The following is a 24,708-nucleotide window of genomic DNA, read 5'->3' on the forward strand; positions in this document are numbered from 1 at the left end:
TTAAACTAAGAGTAAAAGACTCTTACAAACAGAGTTAATAGAATGTTTTTCCACTATGTACTTCCTTAAATTATAATATTGTTTATTCAGTACTAAACTATTCATCAAACGAACATACTCATCTATGTCTTCAGCATGACTTATCAAATATATTCCGTCAAGTTTCTCTACATTATTAAGACCTTCTATCCCTTTCATAGTAGTTATTACTGGTCTGCCATAAGCCATGCACTCCAAAACCTTAGTTTTTACCCCAGTTCCCGTAGTCAAGGGGATAAAACACACATCAGCTTCTCTATAATACTCATGTAACGAGGGCACTTTTCCTAAGAACTTCACGTTAGGGGGATAATCTTTAAACAGTTCCCTTCCATCTCCCACTATTATGAACTCTATATCCTTCACTCTCTCAGCGACTTTCAAAATAATTTTAACAGCCTCATAATTTTGGACGGAGTGTAAATTACCTACAAAAATGACTTTTCTAACCCTCTCGTGAGGTACTTCATAAAAGGGGATATTCTCTACATCAACTGCGTGCCTCACTACTACTACCTTTTGCTTATTCCTTGTGTATTTCCTAAAAATCTGGGCGTCGTCTTCAGAGACAGTTATTACAACGTCTGAAAGCTTGGTGGAAATTGAGTCCAAAACTCCTCCTATCACTCTGCGGAAGATGAAATTCTTTATACCCTTTAATCCCTTGGAAACTTCTACTATAGAGCCGTGTGTATCGTAAATTACGATCTTCCTCAACAGCTTTGCTGTTATTATAAAAGGAAGGAAAATAGAGCCCTCAACAACTACTTTATCGTGAGATTTAATCAGCTTAATTGAGGAAATTGATTTAGATATTATTTTTACCGCGTAAGAGAGATAATTTTTGCCGATCTCAACGTTTATAATCTTCTTATTACTGTTGTCACTGCTAATTTTAGAATTGACGAATTGTATTACAGTAACATCATGTTCTTTAGATAAGCACTTATAAATTGTCGAAACTCTTATTAAATACCCGTTTGTAGGGTCATTGATATCGCCGAACGTTACTAGGAGTACTTTCATTAATGTAGATGTGATAAAGTTTATTAATAAATTCATTCACGTATGATTAAACGTGTCTATTAGAAGATTTAATAAGGAGTACCTTCTGTACTTAATCCCTTTAATAACTTCTGTCATAGAGTGGTATATTCTAAATCATAATAACATCCCTCCAGCTTATCCTACAATTCCAACTTCGGTGGAAAGACAGTTAGCATTTAGCATAATGAGCGGGGGCGCTTTTACGGGTATAGTTTATTTACTCATTGCTTTTCCGTTAGATGTTCTTAACCTTTATTTAGGTGTCCCGCTTACCTTAACTTCTACTTTGTGGAGCTTCTTCACTTTTGAAATACTCTTTTTAGGAGTTTTCTTTTCTTCAAAATATTTCATCAAAAAGTACTTTAACGGTTCCGGTTTCCTCCTCTACTTTGGCCCTACCCTAGCCTCTATCCCGGTACCAATAACATGGTATACTATTTCTGGAGTAATATACTTCTTTCCCGGGGTTTATGCATTAACCTTAGCTTTGTTAGATTACTCCTTAGATATTAACGCGAAATTAACGTTTAAAGAATCTTTATTACGCTCTATGATTGCTGCAATTGGGGTCACACTGGACTTTACAGACCCCAGGGGGATAATTTTTGGCATACTTACCTTCTTCATCTTTTCTGTCTATTTTCTATTATTAAAAAGAGGAAGGAGACTCCTTTATTTGAGAGAGTGGGCAAAAGTCTTCCTTCTTGGTATAATTTTCTTTATCCTATTAAACTCCAGCACGATCGCTTTTACGGAGTTCATAAAGCCTTACATACCGCTAGTTGCGAGTTCTACTATTTATAACCAGTTGGGTATAGCCTTACAACAGGTACAACCGTTTTATACATTATCTAGAGTTATGTATTGGTTAGGTGCTAATTATTACATTTCCCACTTTCATGCGAATTTAATTCTAGGAGTGATAAGTACAACAGTCGGTCTTGCGGCTTTGCTAATTAGAAAACCAATAACATATTTCCTCTGGGCTCTGATTTTTGCAGTAGTTACTTATAATTATTATTGAGTTCAATAAGCTTAATGTTAGTTTATCTTTAATATCCGGAGTAGGTATCACAAAAACAATATCTGAGTTTCCCTCAATTTCACTGATGTTTATATTAGCGGATGGTCTGGATCTGGACCATTTGATTAACTCTTCGACGTCATCAAAGCAGTAGTAAAATCGTATTATATCATTAATATTATCACTAGTATAAAGGTCGTCTACGTCTTCTTTTTTACAGTCTTCTCGCATAAAGTCATTTAGCATCTGGATAATATAAAATTCTTTTTTATGGGAGCGTATAGTATTTTTCGTACTTTCCTAATTCTAAACTATCACTAAAAGTGAGAGTGTTGCCATTAACCTATTTACATAGCGAGTATTACTTATGCGTAGGCCTATAAAAGAGAAAGATATTTCTTGTCCATCTTGTGGTTCTCGTCACGCTGTTAAGTTTTCTGGTAGTAAGAAGTATTTGTGTAGGAATTGAATAAGTACTTTTTAGCTTATGTTAGTTATTATTCTAGGCTCGTTTATTTACTTTTTTCTTATAGTAGCTGGTTGAATTCGTTTTCTTGTTTTACGTGAATTCCCCATGGAAGGGCTCAATAAGTAAGGGTATTTCTGAAAGGGGCAATAGGTACTTGAGGAGTTTGTATTATTTTTACCGGAGATGAATTATCTAAGAATCCTACTTTGCTGAAGTTTTATGAAACTCACAAGGATGGTTTCATGGTAAGAAGTTATTCATTGCTTTGGTTAGGAAGTTAGCACGGGTTGTTTGAAGTGTTTGGTTAGGTCTTATGAGCCTAAACAGATAAGCCCCGAATCGCCGCGCGAGTTAAAGAGTCACTTACAATCTTAGCTAATGCTGTGCTTGAAGTTTGGCCGAAAGATTTAATACTGAACACAACGGTTCTTAAGTTTCTAATAACTGGAGAATGCACAATAAAGTTTTTTATCAACTTATTCTAGTCATATTTCATGACTAGTATTTGTGTTTATGGTACTGTTTTTAATAATGTTAATACTGTTGAGGAGAGTATAAAATCAGTTTGGAGTCCTGACTATGATATCGTTATCGTTGATAATTACTCTACTGATGGGACATGGGAAAAGTTACAAGAGTTAAAAAAGGAGTATAATTTAACTTTACTGAGGTTGAAGTCTACTAGAGGAGGAGGTAGGCAATATGCGTTATATAATTGTCCAGAAGGTTCAATAACAGCATATTTTGACCTGGATAATTATTATAATGAAAATTTCCACAAGCTATTAGATTTTACGAAATCTACTAACAAGGTAATTCATGGAAATTGGTTTATGGGTGGTAATAGAGAACATATCTTAAGAAAGGGAGGATGGAGAACTGATTTAAATTTTGGCGAAGACGTAGAATTTGTTGCTAGGATAGGATTTGATTACTATGTTCCAGTAATAATACATTATGATCTTTATCCTAAGTATTGTAGAAATAAACAAAGAGAAGCTCGGTATGCAAAAAACATTAGACTATACTGGAGAAGATTTAGAAATTATATAGACGATCTCACTGGAAAAGCTTATAATTTTAAAGAAACTATTATAAGGTGGAGTGTATATCATAGAACTTTTACTATTCCCATAGGTATGTTAGGATTTCTATTATCAAAAACCAAGAAAAGTAAAAGATTTTGTAATAAATACGCAAATCCCGTTTATATCGAAATATTAGCATTAGAAAAAATGATAGATAATAAGGAATTGGGCATACAGGATAAGTACTTTGCACATTTAATTCCAGAAGAGCTCTATTCTTTATATCCTTTCTTAAGAAAAATTGTAGTAAATAAATTGAAGGAGAAAATAGGTTACTTTGAGGCATTCCAGTGTCCACTTCTTACTGTGTTTGTAAAAAATGAGGATGGTCTAAATGAAGCGTTAAATGTGTTTAATATAGACAGAAATAAATGTTTTAAAGTTTTAATGGATAGTTAGGTAAATTAAAATCATTCTATAATATTAGTTATTATTAGTCTTCTATTTATCTAACATTAATAATATTAAATTTATTTAAATAATTAAGTAAGTTCTTTATTAAATTTTCCCAATTTGTAATTTCAAATTTATTTTTTACAATTCTTTTACTGTATTTTTCTCTAAGTTCTTCGTCAATTACAAGTTTTTATTGCATCACTTAATGCATATCCATCATTTACTAGAACTATGACTTTATCAAGAGTTTCTTGAAAACGTGGTAATGCACAGAGGGAACGTCCTAAAGGAAAATCAATATTCTGGCTTTCTTGAAGAGGGATATGAGTTAGCTGAGTATTTAGCTAGAAACGGAGTTAAAACGAGAAAGTTTTTTGCCAAGTTCACGAGATGCCTCACTATGTGGAGTTTACAAATAGTATCTATCCGATATCTAAAAGATTCTCTAGAGCAGGGATGAATTTACATAAAGCGGTAACGATATAAAAAATATAAGCAGGAAAATAAAGGAATTCATGAAAGGTAACTATAATGGGAGTCACTAAAAGCGAGATTCTTCTAGCTAAGCTAAATAATTTCTTTCGATGGATTAATCCTAAAAATCCTAAAAATATTTTTAGTTTAATTTATGTTAGTTATAGAACTTATGAAAATTACAAGGGCGTTTTACTTAATATAGTTAGAGGAAAATATCCATTTCAAGCCAGGTTAAGAGACGGAAGAAATGTAGAAATTAGTAACCGTTTTGCAGCTTATATTTACGCCGTGTACTTTAGTAACCTACACATAATAAAGCTTGCGGACGATGTTCTGGAGTTTATGTTTAATGGTAGGAAAGGAATGTTATTTTTTATGACTGGAAAAAAGGAGATGTTTTGGCACCCTTTGTTTTTCACGAGTACGATTTTTTGGATGTAAAGGATAAGACTGTTGTTGATATTGGTGCTAACATTGGAGATACTGCAATTTATTTCGCTTTAAAAGGTGCAAGGCGAGTTATAGCCTTTGAACCTTTCCCAAAAATCTTTCACATAGCACAAAGAAATGTTAAGGTTAATGGATTGGATGATAAAATAGTTTTAATTAATGCTGGTTGTGGTTATGATGGAGAAGTCCGAGTGAGAGAAGATATAGAAAGTAATGCGAGTACCCAACTAGTAGACTTTGGGGAGGGTATTAAGGTACCAGTATTTAGTTTAAACACTATAGTTTCAAAATTTAATATTGAAAAAGGTTCTGTACTTAAGGTGGACTGTGAAGGGTGTGAATATGATTTATTTAGAAACGCGAATAAGGAAACGTTAAATCGGTTTGAGAAAATCCAAATAGAGTACCATTATGGGTATAAGGAGTTAGTAGATATTTTAAAGGAAAATGGATTCAAAGCTAAGATTACAATTCCAAGATCCTTACAGGGAATAATTTTTGGTTATATTTACGCGTGGAGGCAATGATATCAGTTACAATTCCGTCCTATAATGAAAGAACCAATGTTACAAGCTATAGATAGTGTATTGCATGGCCTTAAAAAGAGATAGTGAGGTAAAGGGTGTAAGAAGTATAGATTACAACGTGAGCTGAAAGGTTAACGTGATAATCTTAGCTAATACTATGCTTGAAGTTTAGCCGAAGGATTTAATACTGAGCGCATAACTGTTGAGGTTTCCCATGAAATGTTTATCATTTTTAGGATATACTGAAGTAATGAACAACAAAGCTTTTATCAATTTATTCTAGTCATATTTCATGACTAGTATTTGTGTTTATGGTACTGTTTTTAATAATGTTAATACTGTTGAGGAGAGTATAAAATCAGTTTGGAGTCCTGACTATGATATCGTTATCGTTGATAATTATTCGAAAGATGGAACTTATGAGAAACTAATGGAATTAAAGAAAGAATATAATCTCAAAGTTTATAGATTAAGATCATCGAGAGGAAAAGGAAGAGCCTATGCGTTAGAACAATGCCCAGAAAACTCAATAACCGCATACTTTGATCTAGACACCTATTATAATCAGAACTTTCACATTACTATAAAATCTGGGTTGAAAGAATTAGTCATATTTGGTCCAGTAATGACTTATATAAATTCCAAAGAAGATATTCTTAAATCTGGAAACTGGAAAGATTTGAACTATGGAGAGGATATAGAATTTCTAAGCAGACAGAAAATCTCTATAACTTTTCCATTGATTATAGGCAAAAATGAAGACGTAATAACAAATAATCTTTTTATAGAAAGAGAAAAAAGATACGCTAAGTTTTGGAAAATAAGAATGCTAAAAAATGTAATTGATATATATAGGGGTTTGGCAATAAAATACAGTGATTTGATTTCTATATATCCATATGTTAAAAAATATGGTATTATTCTATATTTCTTATATTTATTATCCAAAGTTAAAGGTCAAATATAAAAACGCTAATCCAAATAATTACGTATATTTTTATAAAAAAGTTATAGATACCATTTCAGATCCCAGAGAATATTTGAATAATTTAGATATAAATAACGTTAACATTACTTTATCTAGATACGTGTATAATTATTTAGAAAAATATGGCGTTATAAACCATAATATAATAAAATATATATCGATAATACCATGAGTAATATTTTTATTTAACCTTGTATACCTCTCGCTAAGTAACGAAAAATGTTTTAAGACTGCTCAAGAATATCTCATGATGCTTAGTACTCATCATAAGTACAGCAAATTGACATTCCTATTATTATGGATATTCTCGTTTATTCCTATATCTGGCTATCTTTTTGGTAATGGATATCTAAACTATTACGGGCCTCAGTTTCCTTTTTTCTCTGGATATGAAGTTAAATATCTTTATACTCTATTTGTGTATACCCCTGAGACTGGGATTTCTCCTAGCGTTCTAAGTATTCTATATCTATTTATGTATATTATACCTAGCAATAATATTATCATATTAGCTAAAATATTTCTAATAATAATATTTAGCGTAATATACGTTATATTATGGAAATTAACTGACATAATCCTGAATACTTTAAATATACACAATCTTGCAGTAAAAATATTGCTAATATTATTTTTCTATTTAATACCTCTTTACATGCAATTAATTGCTTCTGACTGGTTTAATGTAATTTTAGGAATACTCTCATTATCTTATGTATTGACAAATCTTATAAATATACAACTCAACAACGTTAGCCTTACTAGAAAAAATATTGCTTTATCTGGTATAGCCTTAGGATTTTCTGCAATGATGGATCCAAGATTTTACATTTGGTTTATCTACATCGCAATTATATTTTTACTATATACTATCTTTGCTGATAGAAAATCATTTAGAAATATTATTAAAGGTCTAATAGGTATATTTGTTACATCTTTACCTTTTGTATTTTACGTATACTACATATTTATATATCCGTCTCTTATTACAGTTCCAATAAGTAAAGCAGTAAGCTTTCCCGCATTAAGACCTGATAGTCTATCTTATATATCAGGGTTTTCCCAAAATGCAGATTTTATAAATTTTTTAACATTTATAAGTAGTTGGTGGCCCTCAGTTATTCCATCTTCACCTTCTATACTTTTTTATCCTAGAGACAAATGGTTTTACTTACCAGCCTATGGGTTTAATGACCAAATTCTTTTACCAAATGACTTACTATCGTATATATGGCTTTCTTCTCTATTCATTTTTATTACTATAGTGTTTATTAGTATTTTTGATAAGTCTAGAAGAAAAATATCTTCAGAATTATTATTGGCTCTTCTATTTATGATAGGCGTAGAAAGTGGAACTAACTTTCCACTTATTGACTTTACATATATATTTGACGTCCTTCCTTCAAAGTTACCAGTAATTGGAGGAATAATGTCTACAGCATTTGCAATTCCGTTTTACGCAGAGTGGACTAATATCTCACTATCTTTAATATTAGCAGCAATAGGCTTCAATTATATAATTACCTTTTTCAAGAAAGTCAAAACGAGATACATAATAGCAGTTGTATTAATCCTGATTATGAGTTTTGCTAGCTGGCAATACTTTAATGGAACACTTTATCCTAGTCAAGATACTAGGTCATTCCCTGGAAATAGTATATCCTTAGAAGGATATTACTATCCTTTAAATCCTCCACCTCAATGGGTTCACGTAATGAATATCTTATCAACCTCTAACGCAGGAGTAGCGTATGTAGGTGAAATAGGGTTCAGCGAGAAGTGGACAAATTATCAATTCATTTCATATTCTCCTCCCCTTATGCCGGGCTACGTTACAATCTCTCCTCCACCTATTACTAACGTTAATCAGACTCCTTTAGCTTACGATATTGCAGGAATAAAGTACTTATTCATAGACAATACTTCTTATATCCCCTTAAGTAATTCCTTCATTTACTCTTATGTGAATAACTCTGGACTAAAAGTGGTTTACGCAAAAGGTGACGTATACTTACTTGAACAGCCAAATGCTTCAGTATTTAGGGAAGCTAAAATGGGCATTTATTTCAATTCAACTAATGAAACTGTTCTATTTAAGGCTGAATGTTTACTTTATCCCTTACTTAACTACACTCCTGCCATAATTAGTCCAGAAAAAACTAACAATACTATAACAATGCTACTTAATCCTTCTATAGTTAACGAGAATTATATCTCATTATTTAACGATAGTAAAAACGTAACGATTCTCCAAGGATCTTATATAATCAATCATGAGGGAAATATAATTCACGAGACTATACTCAGTGAGAAAGATATAACTGTAAAACCTTGGACTATAATAATTCCAGAAAAACTAAATCTGTCCGATTTTGTGTCTGTGCCAATTAATTTCTCCTTCAATCAGTTAATGGCAGAATTTGAAGTAAATAGTAATCCTTCTTACATAGTGGAAACATCTTTACCTTTACCTTATGGTGGAATTGAAGTAAATAACGGAAAGATTTTAGGCTTAAACGGTTTTGGCCAATATGTTTTTGAATCTAACGGTAGGCTAACAATTTCAATAAAGCTAGGTTTTATAACTAATTTACTAATAACTGCAGTAGATATTTTCTTCTATGCGCTGTTCATTTATTTCATCATTTACAAGAGCTTTTTTAATGGTAAAATCGTAGAGGTTATTAATAATGCTATCATTAGGATTAGCAGACTCAAGAGCAATAAGTAAACTTAATGCTGGTTCAGAAAGGCATGTGAGAGAGTAATTAAACGTTTTTCCATAAATTCTTTATTATTTACCTACTCACTCATTTGTTGACGTTTCTGAAGAACAGCTTAAGAAGAAAAATGATGGAAAAGCCTAATCACGTCTAGGGTTGGGGATAAACCGCTCACAGAGGAACCCTCGACTCTGTAAGGTAGAGAGGAGTAGATGATGATATGAATATTTGGACTTATTAACTAAATTGGAATGTAGTTAATGTTATTTAAAAATAGTGATTGACTTATTTTCTCTTTCCTTCCGCTGCATTACATACGCCTTGCTTGTCAACCTTAAGTTTTAAAGCTAAAACACATAAACTTTAGTAAAACATTGTCATAACCTTCTTATTATTTTGTAGATTGCTTTCTTTTCCATTTCGGCTGCTTTTTCCCAGCTTAAACTTTTAGCAAATTCCCTACTTTTCTCTCCTATAGACTTCCTTAGATTCTCATCTTTTAATAATTTAATAACTTCTTCAGCAAAAGAATCAACGTCAGGAAATTTTACTTTTATTGCAACAGAGTATCTTTCACTCCATTTTAAATCCCAAGTAACTACGGGTAAATAGGATGCTAAAGCCTCAGCAACTGCTAAAGCAAAACCTTCATATAGAGAAGGAAAGACAAAGACTTTAGACTTTGCAAGTAATTCAATTTTCTCCTTCTCGCTCACAAAACCGTAATAAACGGAATTTTTAGGAATTTCACTCCATCCTTTCCCTATAATGCAAAGCTTAGCGTTAATTCTCTCGTTAACTTTATTCCATATTTGAAATAAATACTTTGAGCCCTTCCTCTCGCCATAATTTCCTACAAAAATTCCGTCACATATTTTCTCATCTGACGTGTGATATTCCTCAATGTTAACTCCGTTAGTAGAAGTTAATATGATCTTGTCGGGAAAGAGCTTTTTAAGTTCCTCATATACCTCTGGATTATCCAGGCAAATAATCCCTTTACTTTTTGCAATAACACTACGCAAAAATCGACTTTCTCTTATCTCTTCAGTAACGTGATGAACTACTACAATAAAAGGCTTCCGTGAAAATAGGGATAATAACCAAGTATAATAAACGCTTAATGAATATCCACTATAGCTTATTAAAACGTCTGCTTTCCTAGCGTATTTAAGGCAATTGAAGAACCCTTTCAAGTAGGTTTTTCTATCAGTACTTGATGATCTAACTAAGTAAAATTTTGAGAGTAAAGGAGATATTTCTGGATCTACTTGTGGCAAGGTTCTTTCGTCTACACATAAATAAACTTCTTCCCCTATTCTACTGTAAACTTCGAGCGTCCTCCTCATTGCACCGAGGAATTCCTTACCGAACCTCATAGGAGGAGATATTAAAATCCTCATTACTATTGTCTCTAAAGTGAAATATTATAAGAGTTCTTCGCTCTATATTTCATTTAACAGATGCACTTCTATATCGCGTATCACAAGGTTCCAACTTATCATTTTAAATATGAAAATTTATTATATTTAGTAAAATCTGAAACTATAACTAGGACGTAATTAGTATCACAAATATAGTAACATCAAATACTGAATTATCAAATTCGTACACTTTACATTCAAATAATTTAACTACTTTTATAATAAGCAGAATTAATTAAGATGTATTTAATGAATCTTTTATAATTTTTGCAATATTTTCTGCAACGTTATCCCAATTATGAAACTCTATAAACGCGTCAACTCTTTTATCATGTATTGCCTCTTGTAACTTACCAGTTTTAAGCTCACTCTCTACCTCATCAGCGAATTTTCTTATATCTCCTTCTTTCACGAATTTCACAGCAGGTACGTCCTTGAATACAGAATACACGGTAGGTATAGAATAAGCTATTACTGGAGTTCCTAATGCTAACGATTCTAAAATTGTAATGGAAAACCCGTCAGCTAACGACGGGTATATAAGAAGTTTTGCTCTAGACACTGTAGCGTAAAGCTCTCTCCTATCTAAAAAGCCCAAATACTCCACGTCTAACCCATTATCTTTTATGTAGTTGAAGAAGAGCTTCTTGAATTTATCATAAAGAAATTTCCCTGCAACCTTTGCTTTTATTGATATACCTCTCTTCTTAAGTAAATTGATTATGTAAAGAAAGTTTAGAATACCCTTAGGTGGGATTAAAGTAGTCCAGAAGACAACATAATCCTCCTTCTTATTAGTTCTATATTGCAGTAATTCTTTATCTACTCCATTTCCAGGGTATAAAACGTACTTCTTTGAATTTTTTATATTCACAGAATCTAGCGTACCTTTACTTACTGCAGCTACGAAGCTTAAGTGCCTCGATTTGCGCAGGTAATAAGCTTTAATTCTCGTTAGCAAATAAAGTCCTATCGATCTCTTTAGAAAATAATCTAAGGATTGTAAAAAGAACGGACGTAGAGTATAATACGTGTAAAACACAGATTGAGAAAAAGAATATAATGGTACATGAAGCGTTAAACCTAGAGGTATTCCTACCTTGTTTGAAATGAAAATGCTCTCGGGAGTAGTATAATCTGGATCATAAATAAAATCAGAATCTACTTTCTCCACTTTTTCCACATACTTATTATACACGGAGGAAGAATAAGGTAAGAAGGAAGGTTTCAAGTTACGAAATTCCGACAAAGAGATAACAAAATCTGGAATTTCTATGCCAAGTTTTCTTATATTTTCGATCTCCTCATTTACCCTATCATTATTTATGAAAAAATTTATGGAGGGAATAAATTCTACCTTAAAGTAATTTACAAGTCTTTTAACTACATTTCTAACATGAACACTCCCTCCAGTGTAGTTTGACCTTAATCCTGAGGTTACTACTGTTATCTTCACGAACAGCTTTATTGACTATAGGAATTAATAAATTCTGTGAAAGTACTATTAATAGCAGGAAAGGACGACTTTAATGAAGACGTAAGTAAAGTTACTGGAATAGGAAGATACGTTAGAGAAGTTTATAGAGGACTAAAAAAGCAAATAGACGTGGAGCCTTACCCTCTTTTTGATTATTCTTCAATCTTCTCTTCAGTAAATAGCGTGATAAAAGGAATTTTTCACGACTACTCTGGTTACGATATAATTCATTTACTTTCCCCCAAACCTTTCTTCCCTCTGAGAAAAGGTAAGGCTAAATGGTTAACTACAGTACATGACCTCTTCTTTCTTAAGTATAGGGAATCAAAACCATCACCTTATATGCAGAAGGTTTACTTGAAGAGTATATTAAACTCTGACGCATTAATTGTAGTTTCTAGTTTAGTTAAAGACGACGTAGAAAAATTAGGTTATAAAAAGAAGATTTTCGTAGTGAATCCTGGAATAGGAGATGAGTTCTTTACTAAGCCTTTGGCAAGATATGAAAAGCGTGACGTAATAAAGTTAGGTTATATTGGAAAGTTAGATAGTGAGAGAAAGGATGTAATTAGAGGGATAAAAGTCTTTAGAAAAATAAAGGAAAAGAACGTAATATTCGAGCTTTGGGGAAGTTATAATCCTAATAGTGAGATTTTTAAGAAAATAAAAGAGGAAAGCGAGAAAGACCCTAGAATCAAGATCATGGGACCTGCACCAGATGAGAAATTAGTTGAAATTTACGATTCCTTTGATGCATTCTTCTTCCCTACAAAAGAGGAAGGCTTTGGGTTACCTATAGTTGAGGCACAAGCAAGAGGTGTTCCAGTAATACTGTTCAAAGATGCAAGAATCCCAGATGAAGTTTGTGAAAATTGTATAAAAATTGATGAAGAACTTCCTCCACTAGATTATATAAAATCTTTTAAGGAAAAATATTATGATAAGCTAAGAAATAGCATGAGGAAGTTCTCTTGGGAAAACTCTATCAGGAAAATAATAAATGTTTATACTAATTTGATATAAATCCTAATATACTATATCTTGTTACTTTTCTAGTACTACAATATCTCTAATCATGATTCAATAAATTTTGTAATTTCAAAATAATGAGAGGTCTAAATCGTATCTAGTTAAAAATAAAAAACTGATTCTGGATAGGTTGTATGATGAAAACTGCCGTAATTGTTACTGTTTATAAGCGTTATAATTATGTTAATGAGGCTATAAATTCAGTATTACATCAGACAGTATTACCGGATCAAATAGTCGTGGTAACTGATAATACAAAAATTATTGAAAATTCTCAAAATTTTCATAATCTAACAACAATTGAAGCTAATTATCCTGATTATGGAAAAAAGATAGTGCAGGCAATAAATAGCCTTGATGATGACATAGATATAGTATTTTTTCTAGAAGATGATGACATTTTTGATAAATATAAAATAGAGTATATAAAACGAATTTTTGAACGAAATAATAATTTAGTTATGATTCATAATCTTCAAAAATACATAGATATTAACGGGAAAGAAATCAACAATTCTTTTACAAAAAGTATTGAAGAAACTCAACCACAAGAGGACACTATTATAAATTTAGATAACATATTTGTGTTAATCAATCGTTATCCATTTCTAGGTTTTAATATAAGTTCTATGAGTATTAAAAAAGATATACTAGATAAATATAAAAATTTTATAAATGAACTCAAAATTATGTTAGATACCTCTCTTTTATTTATTTCAGTGTTAGAAGGTAATGTATTACACATTTCAAATCGTTTGACATATTTTAGAATAGGATCTGGAATAAGCTCATATGGGAATATTACTAATTACACTGATTTTCTTAAAAACCAACATAAAATCATTTGTTTACAAAATAAAATTTTAGAAGATTTAAGAAAATTGTATAAAATAGTCAAAAATTATGAAAGTTGTAGAAAAATTGTAGAACGTGGAATTCTGATTCATGAAACTGATCTATATTTATTAAATAATTATTTCAATTGCGACTATAAAGCTAGCACATCTTCATATACCTCATTATTATTTAGATGCATTAAATACTTGTTTAATAATGAGATATCTTTATCGGAATTTATTATTTATATGGCTAAATTAAATTTACCATTAATTTATGGTAAGAAAAAATCTTCAGAATTAATTCTAAAAAGAAGATTTAAACAAATATTAGAATTGAATACAAAATAATTATTCTTTTAATGCTTTTTCAAAGTTATCTACAGTTGAATTCCACGTAAATTTTTTAGCAGTTTCTAAACCATTTTCTATTAATCTTTCTCTTAACTTGTCATCTTGTAATACTTTCAACAAATTATTAGCCAAGGAGTTAATGTCACCAGGTTGAGAAACCAAAGCATTAAAATTATTTATAGCATAATCCCTAGAACCTTTATTATCAGTCATGACTACTGGAGTTCCACAAGCCATAGCCTCTAACGGGGGTAAACCAAAGCTTTCAGCATAAGAAGTGTGGAGAAAGGCGTCTGATGACGAATAAAGCTCCGCAAGAACTTCGTCAGATACGTTAGAAAATACTGAATATTCGAAGTCTAATCCTATGGACTTTGAATAATGCTTAACTAGACTTTTACTCCCTACAAGAACCGCGTGGATAGGCAACTTTTTATTAAGGTTCTTCAGAACCTCCATAGCTACCTCATCGCCCTTTAATCTTGAACCCCTTAATATTACCATAACCCTCTTCTTTCTATTTTGAGCATTTACACTTCTTGGTCTAAAAACGTTTAAATCGACTCCGGGGTGTGCTATAGTTACTTTCGCTGTAGGATTGTTTTCTACAATTAGTTGTTTAGCATAAGAAGAGACTGTTATAAAAGAGAAAGGTAATTTTAGCGATTGGTAAAAGATGTTTAAACCTAACTTTCCTTCATTTTCTTCAACCAGTTCTGGAAAGTCTTGCATCAAATAAAATGGGTTTTTATTTTGTGAAAACCAGACTGAAAATGCGGTCAAATAATAAGTCGCAACAGTAACGTCTGAGTCAAAGTTTCTGATCAACTCAGCTAATTCAAAAATGAAGTCCGGTCTTACGCCGAGCCTAAATGAAATTGCATAGAAAAAGTCACGAGGATTTATCTTAACACTTCTCAAAAACATATACTTATATATCTTGAACAGAGTGTACATTAACGAGCTAAATCTGTTCATATTCAATGGTCTATAAATAACTTCAGCCCTCAAATTTTTGAACCAACTATGATCTCCAGCCAAAGCCACTATTTTCACATCATGACCTTTATCCTTTAGCCCGTTAGCTACTTCAAAGATATATCTAACTCCACCCGCTAGTCCAGTGCCAATTAACGCGAACAAAATTTTCATAAATTAATCTAAGGGAACCAATAAAAATTATTAACCGCTTATGAATTCTATCCCTAATGTTAATTAGCGTAATTATATCAGCTTATGACAGAAGAGAGTTCCTTAAAAACGCAATAAGAAGTGTTTATAGACAGTTACTAGATAAAGGATTATATGAAGTAATTGTAGTTAAGAACTTTGAGGATAAGGAGATAGACGACTACATTGCAAAGCTAGGCTATAAAAATATTATATACGATACTCCTAAATATGGAGAGCAAATTAGTGCGGGAATTGAGGAGTCAAAGGGCGAAATTTTAGCATTCCTAGAGGATGATGACGAGTTTAAACAAGAAAAACTAAGTAAAATATACAATGTATTTACTACACAAAAAGAAGTGTCATACTTTCATGATACAAGGGAGTATATTTATAATGATAAAATAATTGACATAAACACTAAAGACCCTAAGATTAGCGAGATTATTAAATATCTTGAAGAAATAACTCCGCATGAAGACGTTCTAATAGATCCTTTTGACAAAAGGGTCAAAAATTTTCTTGTAAAGTATTATGGTATTGCAGTAACTGTAAGTTTAATGTCTGTCAGACGTAGTTGCATAGAGGATAAAATGGCTTTATTAAAACAAATAGATGTTGGTGTAGAGGATTTTATCCCTGCTTTTGCAGCTGAATGCGGTAAACTATTTCATGCTGCAGACAGATTAACGAGATATAGAATTCATAATAAGAACTCATCAATAGCCTTAAATGAAAAGGATATTATTAGACCTCTCTTTAACTTAATGAGGTCTATAAATGACTGGAAAATTATAATTAATAATATATCTCCAAGAAATCAGATGCGTAATGTTGTAAAAATGAGGGTATTAAGTGCTAAATTAGCCTTGTATACCTCACCAGATGAAATCAAAGAAAAATTAGGTTACAAACAGAACATATTAAGTGCGATTAAGGACCTTACGGATTTGTCCTTAATTAATCATGACCTACACTGGTATCTTAATTTTCTTCCATATGTTATTTTTACCAGTATTCCTTCAAAACGGGTAAAAATGTTAATTAAAAGGATAATTAAAGGTGTGAGGAAATGAGTAATTTTATAACTAGAGCTAAAATAGTAATAAAGTCTAGAAAATTGTTAAAAAATTGGATATCTAGTATCTTTAGCTACATTCGTAAAAATCCAGAAATACTTCTTAAATGTAAGGATAATAGTACGATTAAAGTCAATAGAGAAGCGTTTAGAACTATTTTAGTATTGTATTATAAAGGGAATATAACTAATTGTTCTAATAATTCTATCGCGTTTTACGTTAATGGAAATACTTGTTGGATACCGATAAATGAAATACTTATAGCTTATGGAGACTTTGCTGCCATCCTAGAAGCCCTCTATCATAACTGGATATATAACGGCAAATACTGGGAAAAGGGAAGTATAAAATTTAGACATATGCATCATGTAATTATGGAAACATTCGTGGATGAACAATATAGTTATGTGGACGTTAAGAATAAATCGGTAGTAGATATAGGAGCTTTCGTAGGAGATTCAGCAATTTATTTCGCGGCAAAGGGTGCTAAAAAGGTATATGCAATAGAGCCTCATCCTGGGGCATATGAAGAATTAGTGGAAAATATTAGGATAAACGGTCTTGAGGAAAAGATCGTTCCATTAAATATGGCTGTAGGAGATAAGGAAGGATATATTGTTATTTCTAACGTGGAAAAGAAGCAAGCACCAGGAATATGGTTCAAAGAGTCTGATGGAAATGGAGTAAAGGTTAGAATGGAAACATTAAATGATATTATTAAAAAGTATAATTTAGAAACTAATGTATTAAAGATGGATTGTGAAGGATGTGAATATAATTTAATTTTAAACGATTATGAGGCAGTATCTAAATTTGATCAATTAGCATTTGAATATCACGCGTATAATACTAGTATACCAATATCTAAGTTGATAGAATTACTTGAAAGGGATTATAATTGTGAATTTGTGAATGAGCACATATACAAGAAATATTTTCCGAACTGGGATAAGAATAAGTTAGGTATGCTTTACTGTGTAAAAAGAAAATAAGTAGTTTATTATATTTTCATGATTACGCAAGTGGTTACAGTAATTTTTTATTTATTTTAACCTAAAATGTTGTCCTTTGCCAATTGTTATTCCCTAGTCTTACTCACTTCTTTCCTTATTCTCAAGTGATAATGTTAGTTTACGTTTTGAGAGAGGGTATAAGGTGCTGCTGGCGTTCATACCTTCTTTGCATTGAGGTTTTCGTAGACCCTTTCCTATTTGCTATTGCTGTCAGTTTTTGCCTCTTTAGAGAAGCTCATAGCGTCGTTGTTAAAGGTAAGGGGAGAGAAGGTAATTATTGACTTAAACTAACTAAGGTGAGAATTTTACGTGGTGAGTCTTTCCGCACACAGCCTGCTACTACTTATTAATTGAAAATAAGTATTTTATATAAGGAGAGAGGTCTTCATGATTTTCACTTACGGTAAGACTAGGTTGAAAGTCCCTGAGGGTTACGAATACGTTTATTACGCTACTTTCATAGCCGGTGAATGGGACTTCTTGAAAGTTAAGAACACGGATACTGTGCTGGATGCGGGTGCATTTATAGGGGACTTCACAGTAAAGGTGGCTAGGAAGGCTAAGGAAGTAGTTGCTGTTGAACCTTTACCGTGGGCTTTCAAACTGTTGAAGGAAAACGTGGAGTTAAATAATTTAAAGAACGTGGTTTTGGTCAACAAGGCTTTATACGACACTGACGGTGTTAGACTAAAAATCATCGATGAGGGGACAGGCTCAAGGATTGGGGAAAATGGGATTGAGGTGGATGGTGTTACAGTAAGCTCTTTAGGTAAGTTCTCAGTTGTGAAGATGGACATTGAGGGGGCTGAGGGGAGGGTGATGAAAAGTGGGGAGTGGTTGGATCACGTTAAGCAAATAGCTGTAGAACTTCACGGTAGGGAGAACATAGAGATCATACCAAAGTTGTTGAGGGAGAGGGGTTTTGTGATCAGGTTCATGACTAGGGGTGATTTGGTTAGAAACACTGTCAGGAACGTGTTACTCCACCCCTTTTCGTTTATAAAGGCTGAGGCTAGGACTAAAGTGGTCTTGAACTACTTCAGAAGGAGGTATAGCGTACCGGCTTTAAGCAGAGAGGAGTATAAGATTATTTACGGTAGGAGAGGTTGTTTATGATGTTAGTCTAATAAAAAAACTTACTACGCGTAGTCAGGTCCCTTCACTATTATCCCAGGATATGTAAGTTATACTTTCTTTCTTTTTAGTACTTACTTATAATCAGCTCGTCCATTTTGCTAAGTCTATTCGAAATCTTGGCTAATTGTAATAGGGAATTCTTAATACAAAGGTGTCTTTTACGTTAAAGTTATAGCTGCGCATTTCAGTTAATTGATTCTAAGTGTTAGTGCAACAAGAATAAGTTTCTAATAAGCTCTCTTTCCGTGTACAATCCTCATCTATCGGTAAATTGTTTCTAATTCATTACAAGGTCTGGTGATTATAAAATAACTAACGAGAAAATTTATTAGATTAATTAATCGCTTATGTTTTCGTGAGATTATTATTACCACTATTCACACTAACACTAGTCCTACTCTCCTCAGTTACCGCTGCCTCAATTCTCGTGCAATATCCTAAAGAAGCTTTTATAGGTAGTAAAATTTCTATAAATTTTGCCTTGATTCAGCAAGAAATAAATAGTACTGCATTTCCTTTCATTACGCCGGGTACAAGGGAAATTAGTACTTCGCCATTAATACTAGAAGGAATTCCAATTGGCGGTGCATTTGCAGTTTTTCATGTTCAAAATTTCTCTAATGAAATAACTATTACTTTTAAAGGTAAAGTAAACACTCCGATTTACTGGAATCCGGGAATAGTAGTATACGGTGGGAATTTTAATCCACATATTTCCGATCTTCGACAAAATAACTTTACATCAGTCTTGTTAACGTTTACCGGAAATTTAGTTGTACATAATGACACTGGATGGATCTTTCTATCAACATCTCTACCTAAAGTTGGTCCACAAAACGGAATTTGGATAAATACTACTTATCCCTTCAATTATACGGTAATACTAAGTAACGTTAATGGAGATATTTATGTAAACTGTATATTCATAAATGGATCTAAATACGTTGTAAATTATCAAACATATGTTCCTTGGAATTTTTCATATATAGGAGTTATGACGGATAATTTAGATGTTGTTACAATTTGTGATTTTTATGCTAGTAATGTAACAGTTACTTTACCTCATCAGCCTTACGTAGTTTACGTTAATGATAAGGAATATGCTACGGGGTATACAAACAGCCTGGGTGAAGGTTCAGTCACACTTACTGTATCTTCTCCTTCTATGATCGTTAACATAACTTTTCCTTCAGCCCACGTATTTCACGTTATAACAATTTCTGCTCAGAAAGACGCTAACATACACGCTGAGTACCCAATCCTTCAATATGTTGTTTTAGGCGTTTCGGCACTTTTAGTTGTTATTTCTTCGATAATTGAGAGGAGGAAACGCTGATAAAGGGGGAGCGCTATCTAAGTGAGGTCTCTTCATTACCGCTGAAAAGTAAGGACAAACAGTACTTAATTGAGGAGAAAGTTATTGCGTTAGGAAAGGAGTAGTTTGCAAGACATGAGCGTATCGGGGGATCTGTCAGTTAGCAAGAAGGTATAATACGTGATAGGCAGTTGTTATTAAAGAAGATGAGTAGAAGACTTGAGGAGTAAAACTAGTGCCTTTGAGGGTAGTATAGGAAAGTTCAGTTTATTTCCGACACGCTTCACATAGAAGTTGGGCATTGAGGAGACGTATTTTAGACATCTATTTGTTGGCTACGAAACTATGAAACTTTTCAATCTCTTTAATGACGTTGTAATTGAAGAATAAATTACTGACGTTAATTTGAGGGATATTGCGTGAGAGAGAGTATTACCGTTACTATAAGAGTTTAATAGATTTGGCGTTGAGAGTACTCCTTAGGAAGATGTGTAAGTGGTGTCAAAGGACGTTTCATCTTGTTCTCTTTATTTAGTCATCAGAGATAAATAATCTAATAAATACTTTAACGAAATCGCATTATCCATGTAATCAAGTGAATATAAAGCTGAGGCATTAAATAGAGTTCCTTATCTTTCATCTTTGCTCTCTCTAACAGCTCTTATCCATTCATCTTCGTATACATCTAGCTCCAAAGTCAGATCTTTAAGCTCTTCCCTCTCCTTCACTGCTTCCTCTAAAATAAATATTAATTCCCAGCTCCTCCGTATACGAAACTGTGAATACAATCGTATATTTACGCTGAGCAATAACGTTTTCTTATCAAATAGATAAATCTGTTTGGCGTCTGTATTACATTTTGTTCGGTATTCCAAAAGAGCTTGTCAATGTCGTTAGATAAGGTTTAATTTCATTGGTTATATTTAGTGACTGTGAAGAGAGAAATACTCGCAATAGCGCTCTTCTTAGCATCTTTACTTCCATTTAAATATTTCATTCCTCTGGCATTAATATTGCTAGGTTTTCTCAAGTTAGAGAAGGAATGGAAAATTCTTCCAGTTGTATCAATCCTCACTTTTACCGTTTCGTTTTTCCTTGACTACACGAGAGAGAACGCTGTTCTCTTGACTTTGATTCTACCTTTGATCCTAGTCAAGTATGACAGATTGGTTTCATCAATCCTCTTTTCACTAAGTGTAGCCTTTTTGCCTTTTGGGACTGAAGATTACATTATCCTCTTCTTAACTTCTATCCTTCTCGCCGGTATAGACTATAGAGGGACAATAATTTCTGGAATTTTCCTTTTTATTATTTCGGCATTTGGGTATCCTTATTCCAATCTAGCTTATTTCTATCTAGTATTTGGAGTAATATCTGCAGTACTTCAGGATAAGATAGTTATAAAAAAGGAGTATTATTTGTCGCTGGGTGCAGTCCTCTTTCCATTACTCTATCATTACACCATACCTTCAATTCTTCTTTCTTTGGGATTTGGAATGTTCTTTCCTTTCTCTATTGTCCTTTCTGCAATCATGTTTTTCATTGAAGGGGTAAAAGATGGATTGTGGTTAATACCAACAATTATTCTACCTTACGTTTTTAAAAGATGGAGGAGTGTTATTTCCTTTTCATTAATATCTGCAGGGTTAAGTTGGTTCTCAGTGATTTTTCCTCCCTTATTGTTATTTCTTTTCCTTGTCTATAGGATAGAAAAGAGAAGTTTGATGATTTCTTCAATTTTATTACTATTATTGTCAGTGTATTTTACACTTTCTGGAATTTACAACGTGTTGTTGTATTCGACTATTGCATCAATAATTTCATCAGCAGTACTAATATCTTCATTCAATAGTCGTCGTGTTAAAATTAGTCACAACTTGATACTACCTGGTATTATTGGGATTGTCGTAGTGTCTTCAATACTAAGTATTATTGAGTATAATTATACATTTGCATACCTAGCCCTGTTAACTTCATCTATCTACTTCTCTTATGTTTCTTACAAAAGGAATTTTTCACAATTCCTTCTCTTAATTGTGTTATCATTTATATCTAGATACCCTTTCATATCGTTAAGTGGATACAGGCTAAAAGACGAGGTAAATATTGCTGTAATAACAGTAACTTTAATGATAGCAATATTCCACACTAGCTTAGTTTATTCGTTAGTTGCATTGTCTGCATCATTAGCTTATTTAATGCAAAACTTTAGAATACCTAGAATATTCTCTTACATTCCACCCGTGGCAATAATCTTCTCTCTGGATTTAACAAGAGTATTGCTTTCCTTGCTAGTAGTAATCTCTGGGTATTTGATAGGAAGAAAAGTATACTTTATTGGATTAATATATGAAATTAGCCTAGCCTTTTCTTTACTCTACATACTCAAGTTAATATAATCATCACAAAATGTAGTTATGGCTTCTTTAGCAGATGGACTTACTGCATATAGTCTCCAAGGTCATATTGCAATACAACTACTTAAGGCAATGACTCCAGCTTAAGTAATAAGATTTCACTTATGAATGGCTGAATCCTTTGCCTCATCTTCAACTGTCTTAAATTGGACTTTAGAACAGCAGGCTGGGTATCCAGTTTTCTAATTGAAAGTGAGATGACTAAGGCTGAGAAGGTACTAGGAAGAATTAGAAAAGACTAATGTCATTTTCTACCCATCAATTTTAATCTAAAGCGTGATAGAAATATTCAGAAAATTTAAGTTTTATATTAGTTAGAGAATTAATCTGTCCATCCATCCATTATATAATTCTCTTACCTTTTGTTTCACTAACTAAAGCTAGACATATTAGAGTCGTAACGGCATAAGGCAAAACTACTATTAGTACTTGATAATTGGTTATTCTCAAAATAGTTGGGGCGATTGATCCACCTATTATACTTGCTAACTGGTAGGAAAAGTTTGCTGCCGTAATGCGATATTTTTTGTCAAACAATTCAGTAAATAATGAGGATTGTGGAGCGTATAAAGCTGCATCAGATACTGAAAGCGTTAATTCACCTAATATGAGATTTAACGGAAAAAGGAATGCTCCCACAATCATTAAAATTGTTCCAGCTAATATTACCATACGTCGTCCTATTATATCGCTTAAATAGCCGAATATTGGCATTAATAACAATTGTAATGAAATTGAAACTATAACAATCACGGATATAATGTTGGTCAAAGTAGATTTTACAAACACGTAAGATGTGAAGATATAAAAGTTTGCACTTTCACTAATTTTTATTCCTATCGCTTTAAGAATATTTCTCCAATCGTTCTTGAGAGCGTCAAGAAGTGGTAGTTTTGATTTACCTTCTACTTTTATGTCTGTTGCGTCCTTAATCAAATAAAATGAAATTAAAGAAATTATTATGGCGATTATTAATGAAAATCTCCATCCTCCTAAGTATGAGAAAACGGAAAGAAGAAATATTGAAAATGATGACAAAATTACTGATATTGGGACTGCTAATTGAATTATGCTTGCCATAAATCCCCTAAACTTCGAAGTACTATACGCCTCAACTATTATTGTACTAGCCCCTCCCCATTCTCCACCTAAACTTAGACCTTGTAGAAACCTAAACACAACTACAGTATAATAGTTGTACACCACTATCATCAAGATTGACGAAATTACCAATATTAACGCAGTTAGGTACAATACAGTTTTTCTACTGACTTTATCCCCAACATACCCAAAAATTATACTTCCCATTCCTCTTCCTATAAAACCCAAGATGAAGATTATTACACCGAATACAACTGGAAAGATGAATAATGAAATTTGAGATATGAGAAAGAAGGCATACCACTGGGAAACTGTTAAAAGTAAGCCTCCCAAAAGTAATTTCTTCACAGGTTAAAAAAGTGAAAACTAGATTTTAAACGATGTGGAATATCTACTATTTCGTTAAATTATAGAAACTAGTCATCTCGTCACTCTTAAAGTCTTTTCTAAAGGTAAAAAGTCTTCCATTATGGCAGCTGTGGATCTAGAGGAAAAATTTACTCATACTGATTAAAAAGTCATTCCAAGCATTGAGGATATAAGCGATTTTCTTCCACCGAGATATAAGGGTAGCGTTGAAACTGGAGTTAGAAAACTTGTTTGAAGACATGGGAAGGATAATTTACTACAGTATAAGGATAATCAAGGCAAAGAACAGGTTAGATAAAATGAGTGAAATTAAAGCAATAAATTTAACTAAAAAATTTGGAAATTTTCTGATATTGATCACAAATTTTTCGGATTTCTAGGCCCTAACGGAGCTGGAAAAATACAAATGCTTACAACAGTTCTACTGAAGGTAATGCTTATGATATAATAAAACAGCCTTCTCTAGCTAGGAAATAGGAGTAGTACCTCAAGTGATGAAGATTTAACTGGTTGGGATAGGGGTGTTTGTAATTATTAGGTACAATACTATCTTGGTCTTGGAAATATCTATCAAAGTAATCAAAATTCATTACAGTTTCCATCTAAGAAGATCTCTACAATATTTAAGCATTCGCGAGACTTCCTTTTAGGAAGTACTTGAGGCAATGTGGAATACCATGTTAAGACTCTAGCATCAACGTTATCTGTAGTTAGCATTTGGAAAAGACATTGTTTATTGTTTTTAATGTCATTACGTCT

19 protein-coding genes and 1 pseudogene are annotated in these 24,708 nt (G+C 32.5%); 15 read left to right on the plus strand and 5 right to left on the minus strand.

Annotation, left to right across the window (positions count from 1 at the left end; genetic code table 11):
* Nucleotides 1-1,065, minus strand: a complete 1,065-nt coding sequence (locus D1868_RS06875; RefSeq protein WP_196770219.1) for a glycosyltransferase family 4 protein — start codon at nt 1,063-1,065, stop codon at nt 1-3.
* Nucleotides 1,066-1,117: 52 nt separating this feature from the next.
* Here D1868_RS06875 and D1868_RS06880 point away from each other — a divergent pair, with 52 nt between their 5' ends.
* The 8 genes and pseudogenes from D1868_RS06880 (at nt 1,118) to D1868_RS06910 (ending at nt 9,236) form a co-directional block, all read left to right on the plus strand.
* Nucleotides 1,118-2,110: a hypothetical protein gene (locus tag D1868_RS06880; protein ID WP_156006828.1), complete on the plus strand. Its 993-nt coding sequence runs from the start codon at nt 1,118-1,120 to the stop codon at nt 2,108-2,110.
* Nucleotides 2,111-2,697: 587 nt separating this feature from the next.
* Nucleotides 2,698-2,954 (plus strand): annotated as a pseudogene (locus tag D1868_RS06885) (hypothetical protein); the annotation flags it as partial.
* Nucleotides 2,955-3,073: 119 nt separating this feature from the next.
* Nucleotides 3,074-4,066, plus strand: coding sequence for a glycosyltransferase family 2 protein (locus D1868_RS06890; protein WP_156006830.1), 993 nt, complete (start codon nt 3,074-3,076; stop codon nt 4,064-4,066).
* A 256-nt stretch (nt 4,067-4,322) separates the two neighbouring features.
* Nucleotides 4,323-4,523 (plus strand): hypothetical protein, encoded by a 201-nt coding sequence (locus tag D1868_RS06895; protein WP_156006832.1) that lies wholly within the window; start codon nt 4,323-4,325, stop codon nt 4,521-4,523.
* Between the two features lie 71 nt (nt 4,524-4,594).
* Nucleotides 4,595-4,981 (plus strand): hypothetical protein, encoded by a 387-nt coding sequence (locus D1868_RS11080; protein WP_231112325.1) that lies wholly within the window; start codon nt 4,595-4,597, stop codon nt 4,979-4,981.
* The gene (locus tag D1868_RS11085; RefSeq protein WP_231112326.1) at nt 4,972-5,517 is read left to right on the plus strand and encodes an FkbM family methyltransferase; all 546 of its coding nucleotides are present in this window, start codon (nt 4,972-4,974) and stop codon (nt 5,515-5,517) included. Before D1868_RS11080 ends, D1868_RS11085 begins: the two co-directional genes overlap by 10 nt.
* Before the next feature lie 292 nt (nt 5,518-5,809).
* Complete coding sequence (locus D1868_RS06905) at nt 5,810-6,484, plus strand: glycosyltransferase family 2 protein (protein WP_156006834.1); 675 nt, start codon at nt 5,810-5,812, stop codon at nt 6,482-6,484.
* A gap of 271 nt (nt 6,485-6,755) precedes the next feature.
* Nucleotides 6,756-9,236 (plus strand): hypothetical protein, encoded by a 2,481-nt coding sequence (locus D1868_RS06910; RefSeq protein ID WP_156006836.1) that lies wholly within the window; start codon nt 6,756-6,758, stop codon nt 9,234-9,236.
* Between the two features lie 369 nt (nt 9,237-9,605).
* Here D1868_RS06910 and D1868_RS06915 read toward each other — a convergent pair whose 3' ends face one another.
* Nucleotides 9,606-10,631, minus strand: coding sequence for a glycosyltransferase family 4 protein (locus D1868_RS06915; protein ID WP_156006838.1), 1,026 nt, complete (start codon nt 10,629-10,631; stop codon nt 9,606-9,608).
* 256 nt (nt 10,632-10,887) lie between these two features.
* The gene (locus D1868_RS06920) at nt 10,888-12,108 is read right to left on the minus strand and encodes a glycosyltransferase family 4 protein (RefSeq protein WP_156006840.1); all 1,221 of its coding nucleotides are present in this window, start codon (nt 12,106-12,108) and stop codon (nt 10,888-10,890) included.
* A 36-nt stretch (nt 12,109-12,144) separates the two neighbouring features.
* On the opposite strand from D1868_RS06920, the gene D1868_RS06925 reads away from it, so the two are divergent.
* Together D1868_RS06925 and D1868_RS06930 are read left to right on the plus strand one after the other, a co-directional pair.
* Nucleotides 12,145-13,152, plus strand: a complete 1,008-nt coding sequence (locus D1868_RS06925; protein WP_156006841.1) for a glycosyltransferase — start codon at nt 12,145-12,147, stop codon at nt 13,150-13,152.
* Between the two features lie 143 nt (nt 13,153-13,295).
* The gene (locus tag D1868_RS06930) at nt 13,296-14,345 is read left to right on the plus strand and encodes a glycosyltransferase (RefSeq protein ID WP_196770220.1); all 1,050 of its coding nucleotides are present in this window, start codon (nt 13,296-13,298) and stop codon (nt 14,343-14,345) included.
* Here D1868_RS06930 and D1868_RS06935 read toward each other — a convergent pair whose 3' ends face one another.
* Complete coding sequence (locus D1868_RS06935; protein ID WP_156006845.1) at nt 14,346-15,500, minus strand: glycosyltransferase family 4 protein; 1,155 nt, start codon at nt 15,498-15,500, stop codon at nt 14,346-14,348.
* A 56-nt stretch (nt 15,501-15,556) separates the two neighbouring features.
* Between D1868_RS06935 and D1868_RS06940 the strand changes: the two genes are divergently transcribed.
* The 5 genes from D1868_RS06940 (at nt 15,557) to D1868_RS06960 (ending at nt 22,461) form a co-directional block, all read left to right on the plus strand.
* Complete coding sequence (locus D1868_RS06940; RefSeq protein ID WP_156006847.1) at nt 15,557-16,594, plus strand: glycosyltransferase family 2 protein; 1,038 nt, start codon at nt 15,557-15,559, stop codon at nt 16,592-16,594.
* A complete protein-coding gene (locus D1868_RS11090) occupies nt 16,591-17,589 on the plus strand; it encodes an FkbM family methyltransferase (protein WP_231112327.1) in 999 nt (332 codons plus the stop codon). The genes D1868_RS06940 and D1868_RS11090 overlap by 4 nt, the downstream gene beginning before the upstream one ends.
* Nucleotides 17,590-17,997: 408 nt before the next feature.
* A complete protein-coding gene (locus D1868_RS06950) occupies nt 17,998-18,726 on the plus strand; it encodes an FkbM family methyltransferase (protein WP_156006849.1) in 729 nt (242 codons plus the stop codon).
* A gap of 376 nt (nt 18,727-19,102) precedes the next feature.
* On the plus strand, nt 19,103-20,083 hold the full coding sequence (locus D1868_RS06955) for a hypothetical protein (RefSeq protein WP_156006851.1): 981 nt from the start codon (nt 19,103-19,105) through the stop codon (nt 20,081-20,083).
* A 911-nt stretch (nt 20,084-20,994) separates the two neighbouring features.
* The gene (locus tag D1868_RS06960) at nt 20,995-22,461 is read left to right on the plus strand and encodes a hypothetical protein (RefSeq protein ID WP_156006853.1); all 1,467 of its coding nucleotides are present in this window, start codon (nt 20,995-20,997) and stop codon (nt 22,459-22,461) included.
* 360 nt (nt 22,462-22,821) lie between these two features.
* Here D1868_RS06960 and D1868_RS06965 read toward each other — a convergent pair whose 3' ends face one another.
* Nucleotides 22,822-23,928, minus strand: coding sequence for an MFS transporter (locus D1868_RS06965; RefSeq protein ID WP_156006855.1), 1,107 nt, complete (start codon nt 23,926-23,928; stop codon nt 22,822-22,824).
* Between the last annotated feature and the right edge of the window lie 780 nt (nt 23,929-24,708).

Origin of the sequence: Stygiolobus azoricus, from assembly GCF_009729035.1 — an archaeon.
GTDB lineage: Archaea > Thermoproteota > Thermoprotei_A > Sulfolobales > Sulfolobaceae > Stygiolobus > Stygiolobus azoricus.